Origin of the sequence: Aristaeella hokkaidonensis (genome assembly GCF_018128945.1) — a bacterium.
Taxonomy (GTDB): domain Bacteria; phylum Bacillota; class Clostridia; order Christensenellales; family Aristaeellaceae; genus Aristaeella; species Aristaeella hokkaidonensis.
This window is the reverse complement of the sequence record NZ_CP068393.1, coordinates 540,108-553,636: the sequence shown is the minus strand read 5'-3', so window position 1 is coordinate 553,636 and position 13,529 is coordinate 540,108. Positions and strand designations below refer to the sequence as shown.

General features: G+C 56.2%; 13 protein-coding genes and 1 pseudogene. 1 reads left to right on the top strand and 13 read right to left on the bottom strand.

All coding sequences use genetic code 11. The annotated features are described in order from the left end of the window. Positions 1-21: 21 nt before the first annotated feature. The 13 genes from JYE49_RS02580 to JYE49_RS02520 form a co-directional block, all read right to left on the bottom strand. Positions 22-687, bottom strand: coding sequence for a cysteine hydrolase family protein (locus tag JYE49_RS02580; RefSeq protein WP_093955918.1), 666 nt, complete (start codon positions 685-687; stop codon positions 22-24). A 160-nt stretch (positions 688-847) separates the two neighbouring features. Then, on the bottom strand, positions 848-1,102 hold the full coding sequence (locus tag JYE49_RS02575) for a TIGR04076 family protein (protein ID WP_093955917.1): 255 nt from the start codon (positions 1,100-1,102) through the stop codon (positions 848-850). Positions 1,103-1,132: 30 nt separating this feature from the next. Continuing rightward, a complete protein-coding gene (locus JYE49_RS02570; protein WP_093955916.1) occupies positions 1,133-1,624 on the bottom strand; it encodes a GNAT family N-acetyltransferase in 492 nt (163 codons plus the stop codon). Positions 1,625-1,700: 76 nt separating this feature from the next. Next, positions 1,701-3,620, bottom strand: a complete 1,920-nt coding sequence (gene lysS, locus JYE49_RS02565) for a lysine--tRNA ligase (protein WP_093955915.1) — start codon at positions 3,618-3,620, stop codon at positions 1,701-1,703. Between the two features lie 32 nt (positions 3,621-3,652). Beyond that, positions 3,653-4,129, bottom strand: coding sequence for a transcription elongation factor GreA (gene greA / locus JYE49_RS02560; RefSeq protein ID WP_093955914.1), 477 nt, complete (start codon positions 4,127-4,129; stop codon positions 3,653-3,655). Between the two features lie 130 nt (positions 4,130-4,259). Next, complete coding sequence (locus JYE49_RS02555; protein ID WP_179217167.1) at positions 4,260-4,418, bottom strand: hypothetical protein; 159 nt, start codon at positions 4,416-4,418, stop codon at positions 4,260-4,262. Positions 4,419-4,459: 41 nt separating this feature from the next. Continuing rightward, entirely contained in the window at positions 4,460-5,161 is a 702-nt protein-coding gene (locus JYE49_RS02550; protein WP_179217166.1) for a metallophosphoesterase, read from the bottom strand. Beyond that, the gene (locus JYE49_RS02545) at positions 5,158-6,000 is read right to left on the bottom strand and encodes a hypothetical protein (protein WP_093955911.1); all 843 of its coding nucleotides are present in this window, start codon (positions 5,998-6,000) and stop codon (positions 5,158-5,160) included. The genes JYE49_RS02550 and JYE49_RS02545 overlap by 4 nt, the downstream gene beginning before the upstream one ends. Continuing rightward, a complete protein-coding gene (locus JYE49_RS02540) occupies positions 5,997-6,155 on the bottom strand; it encodes a hypothetical protein (protein WP_179217165.1) in 159 nt (52 codons plus the stop codon). The genes JYE49_RS02545 and JYE49_RS02540 overlap by 4 nt, the downstream gene beginning before the upstream one ends. Then, positions 6,145-8,166 (bottom strand): excinuclease ABC subunit UvrB, encoded by a 2,022-nt coding sequence (uvrB, locus tag JYE49_RS02535; protein WP_093955910.1) that lies wholly within the window; start codon positions 8,164-8,166, stop codon positions 6,145-6,147. The genes JYE49_RS02540 and uvrB overlap by 11 nt, the downstream gene beginning before the upstream one ends. Next, on the bottom strand, positions 8,148-9,089 hold the full coding sequence (locus tag JYE49_RS02530) for a ribonuclease Z (protein ID WP_093955909.1): 942 nt from the start codon (positions 9,087-9,089) through the stop codon (positions 8,148-8,150). The genes uvrB and JYE49_RS02530 overlap by 19 nt, the downstream gene beginning before the upstream one ends. Positions 9,090-9,318: 229 nt before the next feature. Beyond that, positions 9,319-10,776, bottom strand: coding sequence for a glycogen synthase (locus JYE49_RS02525; protein WP_093955908.1), 1,458 nt, complete (start codon positions 10,774-10,776; stop codon positions 9,319-9,321). Positions 10,777-11,010: 234 nt separating this feature from the next. Further along, the gene (locus JYE49_RS02520) at positions 11,011-12,009 is read right to left on the bottom strand and encodes a hypothetical protein (RefSeq protein WP_093955907.1); all 999 of its coding nucleotides are present in this window, start codon (positions 12,007-12,009) and stop codon (positions 11,011-11,013) included. Between the two features lie 357 nt (positions 12,010-12,366). Here JYE49_RS02520 and JYE49_RS15310 point away from each other — a divergent pair. Then, positions 12,367-13,377: pseudogene (locus tag JYE49_RS15310) on the top strand (ABC transporter ATP-binding protein); the annotation flags it as partial. Positions 13,378-13,529 lie beyond the last annotated feature (152 nt).

Here is a 13,529-nt window from a genome sequence, read left to right as displayed (position 1 = left end):
GGGGCACATATCAGGTGATCTTTATTCCGCTGCCGCTTTTTCCAGGTATGCGGCAGTATCCAGGATCGTGGTCTGCACATAATCCAGGCCGGCCAGCACACTGACAACCGCCGCTTCCAGGTCATCACTGCAACCGGCGCAGGCGTCTGTGATATAAATCACCGGGCATCCCAGATCGATTGCCTCAAAGGCGGTGGACAGGACACAGCACTCGCTGACCACTCCCGTCAGCACAACAGAGCCGCCGCGTGCGGTGCACTGCTCCGCTGCCTCCCGGATTTCCGGAACCGTCATGGACGAGTATGTGGACTTGGAGAAGACGGAATACTGTGTAAGGTAGGGTGCCAGCTCAGGAACCATCTCGTTCATCCATTCGTCTTCATTGACCTCCCGGTTGATGACGTTATAGTCCTTCCAGGTGCCGACTGGATCCTGCGGCGCGTCAAAGCGGGTAAAAACAACCTCCGAAAACCGGCCGGATTCAATCAGGGCAATAATCTGTTCCGTTGCCCGGGCCATGTTGGGGCAGGTCCAGGGACCCTCCGCCGTATAGGCGTTCTGCATGTCAATCACCAGCAGCAGATCACCGCCGGCCTGTTCCGCACCCTCACCTGCAGAGGCTAAGTAAAAAACAACTGTCAACATTGCGCAAAGGAAAACACTGCATGCTTTCATCATTCTTGTCATGCTTATAATACCTCCTTTTTAAACTGCATACAGAATACCGATTGCTCTGAAAAAATTATATCATGTATCCTTTATAGCAGCCGATGTCAAAATGGAAGGTATTTATACAAGTTTTGCATGTTTCCGGTCTTCCGTGCACACCGAATCCGTTTTTTTGTCTTCAGTCCATGTTTTCAACCGTGAACTTGACCGTTTCACCGCAGTCCGTGCACTGATACGGACCGTTTCTCAGGTTGCCGCCCCGCCGGAACGCGTAAATAAACGGATACAGCGCGTTCATTGCAACCATGCAGATTCTGTCGCTGTGTTCCTTGTCGATCTCGCTTCCTTCGAAGCAGATCACGTCGCCTACCTTGTATTTGGGGCAGTGGCTTTCAACCACCGTAACTTTGACTTTCCGGTCTGTATAACTCATCTTCTTTTCTCCTGTGTATATTATTTACCGTTATTTCAGGCAGGATACCATTTTCACCCTGTCCACGTCTTTGCCGTTGGACAAGGTTTCCGTCAGGGATTCGACGACTTTGAACCCGCATTTCCGGTAACAGGCCTGGGCGGGCGCATTGTCGCTGTCGGTATACAGAAATACCTGCTCAATGCCCTTCCGCTTCAGGTTGTCCAGCACCACCCGGATGGAACAGGTTCCGTACCCCCTTCCCTGGTATTCCGGCAGGAAGGCCGCCATCTTCAGGTATGCGATGCCGTTCCCTCCCCGCAGGCCGTTGACGCCCAGCCAGCCCATCGGCGTGTCTCCGGCCAGCACAATATAGTCTTCCTCATCCTCGTCCTTCAGCCACTCGCTGATAGCGTCTGTCCAGTCCTGCCGGGTGGTCGGGACCTCGTTCAGCCGCTCCAGCAGGGATGGGCAGTTCATCAGCTGATACAGGAATTCCGCGTCGGAATCGCTCACCGGCCTGATCTGAAGTTCTTTCTCCAATTCTTTTTCCTTTCAAAACAGCCCCGTTTTCCATTTCGGAAACGGGGCTGTAATCTGTTTTATAGGTTCTCTGTGATCAGTAGAGCTTGGCGCCGGCCGGGATATGGGGATCCACCATCAGCAGGTGCAGCTTCTCCTCGCCTTCCTCGTTGTGCACGGCGGAGAGCAGCATGCCGCAGCTTTCGATGCCCATCATGGGGCGGGGCGGCAGGTTCGTGATGGCGATGCAGGTCTTGCCGACCAGTTCTTCCGGCTCATAGTAGGCATGGATGCCGGAGAGGATGGTGCGGGGCGTGCCGCTGCCGTCATCCAGGGTGAACTGGAGCAGCTTCTTGGATTTCTTCACCGCTTCGCAGGCCAGCACCTTCACCGCGCGGAAATCGCTCTTGGAGAAGGTATCAAAGTCGACGAAATCAGCAAACAGCGGCTCGATCTCCACCTTGGAGAAGTCGATCTTCTCGGCTTCCCTGGCTTCCTTCGCGGCAGCCTGGGCGGCGTTGTTCGCCTCGTTCTTCGCGGCGCCCTGGCTCTTCATTGTCGGGAAGAGCAGCACATCACGGATTGCGGCAGCGTCCGTCAGCAGCATGCACATCCGGTCGATACCGAAGCCGATACCGCCGGTAGGCGGCATACCGATTTCCAGCGCGTTCAGGAAGTCTTCATCCGTGTGGTTGGCTTCCTCATCGCCGGCGGCAAACTGTTCTTCCTGCTTGGCAAAGCGGCGGCGCTGGTCAATGGGATCGTTCAGCTCGGAATAAGCGTTGGCCATCTCCCAGCCGTTCATGAAGAACTCGAAGCGTTCCACATAGTCCGGATTGCCGGGCTTCATCTTGGTCAGGGGAGAAATCTCGATCGGGTGATCCATGACGAAGGTGGGCTGAACCATATGCTCTTCACAGAACTCTTCGAAGAAGAGGTTCAGAATATCACCTTTGCCGTGGCGTTCTTCATAAGCCACGTTGTGCGCCTTTGCGGCAGCCCGGGCTTCCTCCACCGTGTGGATCTCATTGAAGTCCACACCGGCGTACTGCTTCACTGCATCCACCATGGTGATCCGGGCAAAAGGCTTGCCCAGGTCCATTTCGATGCCGTTATACACAATCTTCGTGGATCCCAGCACTTCCTGGGCCACATAGCGGAACATATTCTCGGTCAGGTCCATCATGCCGTGATAATCGGTATAGGCCTGATACAGTTCCATGAGGGTGAATTCCGGATTGTGGCGGGTATCCAGGCCTTCATTCCGGAAAACACGGCCGATCTCGTAGACCCGCTCCAGGCCGCCGACGATCAGGCGCTTCAGGTACAGCTCCAGGGAGATGCGCAGTTTGAAGTCTTCATCCAGCGCGTTGAAGTGCGTTTCAAAGGGACGGGCAGCGGCGCCGCCGGCATTGGCAACCAGCATGGGCGTTTCTACTTCCATGAAGCCCTGGCCGTCCAGGTAACGGCGGATGGTGCTGATGATCTTGGACCGCTTGATGAAGGTATCCTTCACTTCCGGATTCATGATCAGGTCCACATACCGCTGGCGGTAACGCATATCGGTATTGGTCAGGCCGTGATACTTCTCCGGCAGGATCTGCAGGCTCTTGCTCAGCAGGGTCAGCTCGCTGGCATGGATGGAGATTTCTCCGGTCTTGGTCTTGAAAACCTGACCCTTCAGGCCGACGATATCGCCGATGTCCATCTTCTTGAAGTCCTTGTAGGGATCTTCACCAATGGAATCCCGGGCCACATAGCACTGGATGCCGCCCTTCAGATCCTGAATGTTGCAGAAGGAAGCTTTACCCATGACGCGTTTGGACATCATCCGGCCGGCGATGGCAACTTCTTTGCCTTCCAGCTCGTCATAATTGTCCCGGATATCACTGCTGTGATGCGTCACGTCATACTTGGTGATGACAAAGGGATCCCTGCCCGCTTCCTGCAGTTCCGCCAGCTTGTCCCTGCGGATCTGGAGGAGTTCGTTCAGGTTCTGAACTTCCATATCTGCCATATCAGCTTCATTCCTTTTCTGTATTCGTTAAATTAGTCCTTGCGAATGGACAGGATCTTGTACCGGAGCGTACCGGCGGGGATCACGATGGTGGCGGTCTGGTTCTTCTTCATGCCGATCAGGCCCGCGCCCACGGGGCTCTCATTGGAGATCTTGTTCTCCATGGGATCCGCTTCGTTCGCACCGACGATAGCATATTCATAGGTCTCGCCGTCATCCAGGTCTTTCACCTTTACGACGGTACCGATGGACACCTTCTCGGTGGTGATGTCATCATCCGCAACAACAGTGGCGGTCCGGATGGTAGCCTGCAGGCGGGTAATCTGCTCTTCCACCTTGGCCTGTTCCTTCTTCGCCTCGTCATATTCGGCATTCTCGCTCAGGTCGCCGAATCCGCGGGCAACGGCAATCTGCTCGCTGATCTCATTCCGGCGGACGGAAACAAGATAGTCCAGTTCCTCTTCCAGTTTCTTCAGACCGCTTTCGGTCAGGATCGTTCCTTCAGGCATGATGGAGACTCCTTTCATAGTAAGAGAAACACCCTGCTTCCGCTCCCGGTACAAGGTGTTTCAGGATCTTCTGAGGATGAAGTGCATTATACCTTCTTCCCCTTAAATTGTCAACGCTTTGGGGGATTTCTTACTTCTTCAGCAGATCAAGTGCGGTCTTCAGCAGATCGCCGACTGTAGAGGCTTTTTTCACTGCCAGCTTGATGGCTTCCTTCTCGATGAAGTTCAGCTTGTGATCCTGGTTCTGGTCAAACCAGTCCGTAAGCAGTTTCAGGTCTTGCTGATCCATATCTGTCCGTCCTTTCTGTGTGTTTCTTTTATAGGGATACATCACGCGGGGGTGATGTTCAGGATAATCAGTTCACAGGGGTTGCCGATGCGGGGAATCCGCGGCTTGGCGCCGTTGGTCATGCCCCGGGACAAAAGCATCTTCCCGCTGTCATACAGGCCGTGGGTAAGCTTCGGAAACAAGCCCTGCCCCGGCGCATACAGGCCGTGACCCGCGATCTGGATCTGACCTCCGTGAGCATGACCGCAGAGAGTCAGGTCAATATTCCGGCCGGATACATAGTCCCGGTACATCTCCGGATGATGGCACATCAGGAGGCGATACCCCTCCTCCTTTTCAAACCGGTCCAGGAAGGCTTTGTCCGGTACATCGCCCCGGACGCTGGAAAGGCCGCCGAGCCGAATACCGTGAAAGCCTGTACTTTCGTTGTCCAGCAGGTTCACCCGGCTTTCCCGCACCCGCTGCAGGAATTCTTCCCGGTGTTTGTACTTCCGTTCGTGATTCCCGATGGACAGGAACACTGGGGCATAATCCGGCGCCACCTCCAGGAACCGCAGGGCATTGCGATTGTTCTTCCGGTGGCGGTCCACCAGGTCGCCCGGAACCAGCACCGCGTCGCAGCGTCCGAACTCCTCCAGCACATCGTCAAAAGCCGAGCTGTGGATGTCTGAAGCCACAGCCAGGCGCAGCGGCCGGTCAACCCGGTCCGTGCGGAAGGTATATTCGGTCAGCACTCTTTTCATGCTTTCTTCTCCCGGCATTTCAGCAGGCACACTACGCAGCCTGCCGCAAACACAACCACGATCCCGGCGGTCAGCAGCAGGGAGCCGGTGATCACGCTCTGGTACTGAAGGGTCAGACCCGCAGACGCTTCCTGAATCATCGGAAGGATGCCGGCGCAAAGATACATCACCGCAATCGCCGCCATGACCAGCGCGGCAGCACCCAGGGCAGAACCGATATAGCGGAGCGCCCGCCGGACGGGCCGGCCGTCAAAAAGGGCCGAAAGCCCGGCAAACAGCGCGCACAGTGCCAGCGCCGCCCAGGGCATGCCCAGGAAAAATTCCACAATATTGGCCAGGTCCACCCGCTTTCCGGCCTTCTCCAGTCCAAGGCTGAAAACCAGCTGGCGCATGGGCAGCACCATATTCACAATGCTCTTATGGATCTCCTCCGACACAGAGTAGGCGAAATATTCCGCTTCATCCGGATTCTCCTGCACGGCAGGATCATCCATCAGGATCTGCTCCACCTCTTTTGTATCCCAGCGGAGTTCCTTCCCTGCTTTGCCGTCCCGCAGCATGCTGCTCCACCACAGGGAAGCCTGGCTGTTCAGGTCCTTCAGGACGTCCTCGTTCACAGCGGCAATGACCGGTTCCGGATTAAACCCGTAAAGATCTGCCAGGGCATTGATCCGCTCCCGGGCCAGATCCATTTCCTCCCGGATCAGGGAATCACTGACGGGGGCCCCTTCGTCTCCCATGGCCGGGGCAATCACCCGGTGGCCCACAAGGCAAACGCCGAACAGGATCAGGCTGCCGGTCAGCAGGAGGGCAAAAAACCACGCAATGATCTTTTTCATGATACGACGGCCCCCTTGATCAGCACGCTGATGACCCGCAGGATCATGGGACCGAAACGGAACGCCGCGAAACCAATAACCGCCAGGAATGGCAGGGACAGCAGCAACGGCCCCAGCCACAGCAGCTTATTCCCTGATTTATGTTCAGTGTTCACTCTTTCTTGTTCTCTCCCTTCGTCTGTGCCGCCGGCTCTGGTTATCGTCCTTCATGGGCGCTTCACCCCGGAGTTCAAGCAGCCTGTCACGCAGCTGCGCGGCGCGCTCGAATTCCAGTTCCTTCGCCGCGGTGAGCATCTCATCCTCGATCTTCCGCATCAGTGCGGCACGTTCATCTTCATTCAACGCAGCGGGAGCGGTTTCCTCCACCCGGCGTGTGATTTCCAGCACACTGCGGATTGCGTTGCGCACGCTCTCCGGCGTAATACCGTTGGCCCGGTTGTATTCTTCCTGGATAGCGCGGCGCCGGTTGGTTTCCGACATGGCCTTTGCCATGCTTTCCGTCAGCTGGTCACCGTACAGGATAACCCGGCCGTCCACGTTACGGGCTGCCCGGCCGATGGTCTGCACCAGGGATGTTTCGCTCCGCAGGAAGCCTTCCTTGTCCGCGTCCAGGATCGCAACCAGTGCGACCTCCGGCAGGTCCAGGCCTTCCCGTAGCAGGTTGATGCCCACCAGCACGTCATACTCGCCCAGGCGCAGATCCCGCAGCAGCTCCATCCGCTCCATGGTCTGGATATCACTGTGCAAATAGCGCACCTTGATGTCCAGCTCCTTCAGGTACTCGGTGAGGCTCTCCGCCATCCGCTTGGTCAGCGTGGTGACCAGCACCCGCTCACCCTTTTCCGTCACCTTCCGGATCTCGCCCACCAGGTCGTCCACCTGGCCGGTAGCCGGCCGCAGGATCACCTCCGGATCCAGCAGACCCGTCGGCCGGATGATCTGCTCCACCACCTGCTGTGCCCGCTCCCGCTCATAGGGACCCGGCGTGGCGGATACAAAGATGGTCTGGCCGATGCGCTCCTCAAACTCGTTGAACAGCAGCGGCCGGTTGTCATAGGCGGAAGGCAGGCGGAATCCGTATTCCACCAGCGTGTTTTTCCTGGCCCGGTCTCCGTTGTACATGGCGCGGATCTGGGGCACGGTCACGTGACTTTCATCAATCATCACCAGGAAGTCCCCGGTAAAGTAATCCAGCAGTGTATAGGGAGCGTCCCCGGGCTTCCGGCCGTCAAAATACCGGGAATAGTTTTCAATGCCCTGGCAGTAGCCGATTTCCCGCATCATCTCGATATCGTAGCGGGTGCGCTGGGCAATGCGCTGGGCCTCCAGCAGCTTGCCCTGGGATTCAAACTCATCAATCCGCTGCTTCAGATCCTTTTCAATATCCCCGATGTGCTCCTCCATGTGAGCGGGATCCGTGGCATAGTGCGTCGCGGGGAAAAGCGCCGCGTGCTCCAGGGTAGCCAGTGCATGGCCGCTGACCGCCTCAATGACGGAGATCCGCTCAATCTCATCCCCGAAGAGCTCCACCCGGATGGCCTTCTGGTTTTCACCCGCAGGAATGATCTCGATCGTGTCCCCCCGGACCCGGAAGGTTCCCCGGTCAAACTCCACGTCGTTGCGCTCATACTGGATGTCGATCAGGTCCCGGATCAGCTTTGTCCGGCTGTATTCCATACCTGGCCGCAGTGAGATCATCTGTCCTTCATACTCGCTGGGGTCACCCATGGAATAGATGCAGCTGACGGAAGCAACGATGATCACGTCTTTCCGCTCACGAAGCGCCGCCGTGGCCGAGTGGCGCAGGCGGTCAATCTCATCATTGATGGAGGCGTCTTTTTCGATATAGGTATCCGAGGAAGCGATGTACGCTTCCGGCTGGTAATAATCATAATAGCTGACGAAGTATTCCACCCGGCTGTCCGGGAAGAAAGCCTTCAGCTCACTGCAAAGCTGCGCCGCCAGCGTCTTGTTATGGGCAATGACCAGGGTGGGCTTCTGTACCTTTTCAATCACCGAAGCCATGGTGAAGGTCTTGCCGCTGCCCGTGACGCCCAGAAGGATCTGGTCCTTCAGTCCCGCCCGGATGCCCGCCGCCAGCGCCTCTATGGCCTGGGGCTGGTCTCCGGAGGGCGCATAGGGCGCCTTCAGGACAAACTGATCCATGCTTTTTCCTTGCCTTCCGGGTAGCGCATCACAACGGTCTCGCCGTCCTTTGCGGCCCAGGTCCTTTCAAAAATCGTTCTCGTTTCCGGCAGGTACTCCTCCGGATCCTCCAGGCTGGTGCTGAAGTGGGTCAGGAGCAGTCCCCCGGGCGTCGTTTTCCGCGCGATCTCCGCGGCCTCCCGGAAGAGCATATGGTGGTTCTTCAGGGCCTGGGGCATCTTGTCCTCCGTGCCGTACATGCCTTCCAGGATCAGCAGATCCGCGTCCGCACAGTTCTTTTCCAGCGTCTCGCAGGGCCGGGTGTCCGTGGAGAACACCAGCGTGATTCCCTTGCGGGGTGCGCCGGTCACGTCTCCGGGCAGGATCCGCTTCAACCCCACATGCACCGTTTCTCCCTGCTGCAGCCGCTTCCAGTCCTTCATGGGCACATTCAGTGCCTTTGCTTTTTCCGGGTCAAAGACCGCGCCACGGTCCAGCACCATCCGGTAGCCGAAACAGGGAATGCCGCCGTGATCCACCGGGAAAGCCCGGATCTTCAGGCCGATCATCTCCACGTCCCCTCCTTCGGCCGGCAGCTCGTGCAGCATCACCGGGAAGGAAAGCTGAGGCACAATAACGCACAGTCCTTCCACGACGCGCTTCAGTCCCCGCGGACCCCAAATGTGGAAGGGCTCATCCTTTCCCGCCTTTTCCAGGCTCAGCAGCAGTCCCGCGATACCGGTACAGTGGTCCCCGTGATAGTGGGTCAGCAGCATCCCGTCCAGGCAGCGGAATCCCCAGCCGAGTCGGCGGATGCCGACCTGGGTTCCTTCACCACAGTCGATCAGCAGGCTCCGCCCGTTCACCCGGACATAAAGGGAAGATAACGCCCGCTCGGGAATCGGCAGTGTCCCGCCGGTCCCCAGCGTGCAAAACTCCAACATCGGTTAATCAATCCTCCGGATTAGACTATGAATTCATAATTCACAATTCATAATTCATAATTGTTATGGTCAATCCATGACGTCATATTGTCATTTCGACCAAGGGCGCTCATGCGCCCGCGTGGAGAAATCTCCCCCGCCGCAGCGGCAACTTTACACTCATCACTCTTCACTGAAAACTCAACACTATCTCATTTTTAAGTTTTAAGTTTTCAGTATTCATTTACTTTCACTTTATGACCTCGTCATAAAGTGAAAGATATTTCTCCGCCGACTGTTCCCAGGACACGTCCTTCCGCATGTTCCGCCGGACCATCTCGTCCCAGGCGCCACGATCCGTAAAGAACACGGTCTTGGCCTGGTTCACCGCCTCCAGCAGCAGGTTCGCGTCATAGCGGTCAAAGGTGAAGCCGTTACCTTCTTTCAGGTCGCCGCGGAAGGGCTGCACCGTATCCTTCAGGCCGCCGGTTTCCCGGACGATCGGAGCCGTGCCGTAGCGCATGGCGATCAGCTGGGTCAGGCCGCAGGGCTCAAACAGGCTGGGCACCAGGAAGGCGTCCGCGCCGGCGTAGATCGCGTGGGCCAGAACCTCGTTATAGCTGATATAGGCGCATACGTCGCCCTTATACTGTCCCTCAAACCAGCGGAAGGCGCTCTCATAACGCGGGTCGCCGGTGCCCAGCACCGCCACCTGTGTGTTTCCGTCAATCAGCTGCGGGAAGATGGCGTCCACCAGGTCCAGGCCCTTCTGGTCCGTCAGGCGGGAAATCAGGCCGATGACCATTTTCCTGTCGTCCTGGGTCAGGCCCAGTTTCTCCTGCAGGGCCCGCTTGTTTTCCTTCTTCCGCTCCACGGCGTTTTCCACGTCATAGGGAGTGGCCAGCAGGGCGTCCTTTGCGGGATCCCACTGCTCCACGTCAATGCCGTTCACGATCCCCTTCAGCCGCGGGCTATGATAGCGCAGGTGCGCGTCCAGGCCCTCGCCGAAGGCCGGCGTCTGGATCTCCTGGGCGTAGGTTTCGCTCACGGTGGTAATCCGATCCGCAAAGGCCAGGCCGCCCTTGAACATATTGGCCTCGTCCTCATTGTGCTTCAGCACAGGATAATCAAACAGATCATCCCGCAGGCCGGACCAGTACTTCAGGTGTTCAATACTGCAGATGCCCTGGAACCGGAGGTTGTGGATCGTCAGCACGGTTTTGGCTTTACCCACCGGCGAATTCCAGAACTTCGTCCGCTTATACAGCGGCACCAGGCTTCCCTGCCAGTCGTGGCAGTGAATCACATCCGGTGCCCAGTCCAGGTAATTCAGGATCGCCAGGGAAGCCTTGGCAAAGAAGCAGTACTTGGGAATATCCTCCCACAGTCCTGTATAGGGATTGCCCCAGTCAAAGAACTCCCGGTTGTCGATGAAGTCATAAATAACCCCATCCATTTCCAGTTCCATGATGCCGACGTAGAAGTTTCTTCCGTCCGACGTCTGGTCCATCATGAAGGAGCCCTTATATTCCAGTTTTTCCTTGTATTTCGCAGGGATGCAGGCATACAGGGGAAGGATAACGCGTACCTCGCAGTCCCTGGTTACCAGCGCCCTGGGCAGCGCGTACATCACGTCTCCCAGACCGCCCGTTTTTACAAAAGGATAGCATTCGGATCCGACAAAGGCTATTCTCCGTTTTGTGGCCATGGTCTCTCTCCTCCTGTCATTCTGATCCCGGTTGATTGGACATTCTACGCTTATTATACCAGATAACAGGCGTATTGGAAATTAAGAATTCAGAATTAAGAATTATAAGTACCTAAACAAAGAAAAGATGGCACTCCCACTTTCAGGAATACCATCTGTCATCTTTACCCACTCGCGGTATCAGTATTAATTCTGAATTCTGAATTCATAATTCTGAATTAGTCAGCAACTCTCTCATTCTCCGATGAGATATTTGCTGATGGCTTCAATGATTTCCGGATTCGGATATCCGTTTCCTTCCGCTCCCTTTTCCCCGTAGATTACGGCATAGGAGAAGTTGTCCGCCAGGCATTCTTCCGGATCGATGACGTAGCCCGTGTTGGTTCCGAAAACCTCATCAAAGTTGGAAGCCTGTTCCGCGGTGTACCAGACGTCGGTTCCATCCACCGGCACCAGCGCCGTGACGCCGAAATTCATGAAGCTTTCATCCTCATTCTCACAATGCTTTGTGGTCACAAAGGCGGTGTAGCATTCCGTCTCCTTCCCGTCGATCACAAAGGTGGCATGGGCGTTGTGGTGTTCCACGTCCGGGTTGGCAATGTAGTATTCCATCACAGAGGCAGGCAGTTCATACTCCGCGTCTTCCACTGTGAAATGGATGATGGAATACATATCCCTGCGAAAATCCGGATTGCAGCGGGTCAGGCAGTGGAACAGCTCATGCGCCAGGATCGTGGCGACCGGCACGTCAATCTGCTCGGGTGCCAGGGCCGCGTACTGTTCCAGCGAGCCGGAAAGGTAGATCTGCGTGCCGTGGGTGTATCCGAAGGCGCCGCCCTCTTCCTCCATGGTGGTCCGGATAAACACAACGGTCTCCAGCGGCGGCATTTTCCAGCCGTTATCCGTAAAGGAGGCTTCCACAATGGCCATGCAGCGGTCGATCAGTTCCTTTTCCGCGGCCGTCCAGTCCAGCACCTGCTTCCCGGCAAAGTCCAGGTATTCTTCCATGGACACGTCATTCTTATGCATGATGAATCCGATCTTGTTCTCGGTGAAGGTATCATAATACGCTTTATTGGCCAGCATCAGTTCCCGGCCTTCCTCTGCGGTAGCAAACCGGTAAGGAATCACAGCCGCTGTTTCCATGTTTTCGGCCGCCTCGCCCAAAGCCGGCAGGCAAACGCTGCACAGCAGCATCATAATGATCATCATCAGGGTTGTCAGTTTCTTCATTCCAAATAGTCCTTTCTTTCCATCCGGCCGGGGTCACCCCGCCGGAACACTTCCGGAACAGATTACTCCCCCGCCGTCCTGTTTTCAACCTACCATCCATGTGTTTTTCCTGTACTCCGCCCATACCCGCCGTAGGGGCCGAGCCTTCCCAGGCCAATGTTTTAAACAGTTCCCCGATCCTTCTGTTTGGCTTTTGGAAACGATCACGTCTCAGGGGCATCCGGAATGGTAAAAATCACTACAGAAAAAAATACATTTTTCTTCCTGTATTTTTTGGAAGAATCTGTTGCATGATCCCCGGTTTTGAGTATGATTTAAATTGTATTCTTATGGAAATGCGAAAAAGGAGAGAGCGGCATGCGCAAACTGATCGAATTCAGGAATATCGTCAAGAATTTTGACGGCCAGATCGTACTTAAAGGTGTCAATCTGAACATTTATGAAAATGAATTTGTGACGCTGCTCGGTCCTTCCGGCTGCGGCAAAACCACGCTGCTGCGTATCCTGGGCGGCTTCCTGGAGCAGGACGAGGGCACGGTCATCTTTGACGGCCAGTGCATCGACAACGTCCCTGCCTACAAGCGGGAGATCAATACCGTCTTCCAGCGCTACGCCCTGTTCCCCCATCTGAATGTTTTTGAAAACATTGCCTTCGGCCTGCGCATCAAAAAGCAGCCGAACGATATCATTACCCAGAAAGTCAACCGTATGCTTTCCCTGGTGAACCTGGAAGGCTACGCGAAGCGGAACGTCACCAAGCTTTCCGGCGGCCAGCAGCAGCGTGTGGCTATCGCCCGCGCCCTGGTCAACGAGCCGAACGTGCTGCTCCTGGACGAGCCCCTGGGCGCCCTGGACCTGAAGCTGCGCAAGGAGATGCAGCGGGAACTGAAGCGCATCCAGCAGGAAGTCGGCATCACCTTCATTTTCGTCACCCATGACCAGGAAGAAGCCCTGACCATGAGCGACAAGATCGTGGTCATGAACGCCGGCGCCATCGAGCAGATCGGCACCCCGCTGGAAATCTACAACGAGCCCGTCAACTCCTATGTTGCCCGTTTCATCGGCGAAAGCAACATCATGGAGGGTGTTATGCTGGCGGACTACAAGGTCCGTTTCGACGACAAAACCTTTGAATGCACGGACTTCGGTTTCCGGCAGAACGAGCCGGTGGACGTGCTGATCCGCCCCGAAGACATCGCCATCGTGAAGCCCCGTGAAGGCGTCCTTCGCGGCGAGGTTAAGAGCGTGCTGTTCAAGGGTGTCCACTATGAACTGATGGTGGAAACCAAGACCGGTACCAGCAAGACCGTCAAGATGAACGTTGTTACCCAGCACGACATTTATAACGAGGAAGCCGGCGAAAAGATCAGCGCAAACGACTTCTACGTCGACTCCGATGACCTGGAAAACAAGGAGATGACCGATCAGGACTTCATCTCCATCGCCAACGCCCAGGCCTGGGACGACGAGAACCGCGATATCTCCCTGACCCACGTCAGCCACAACATTGAAAACCGCCC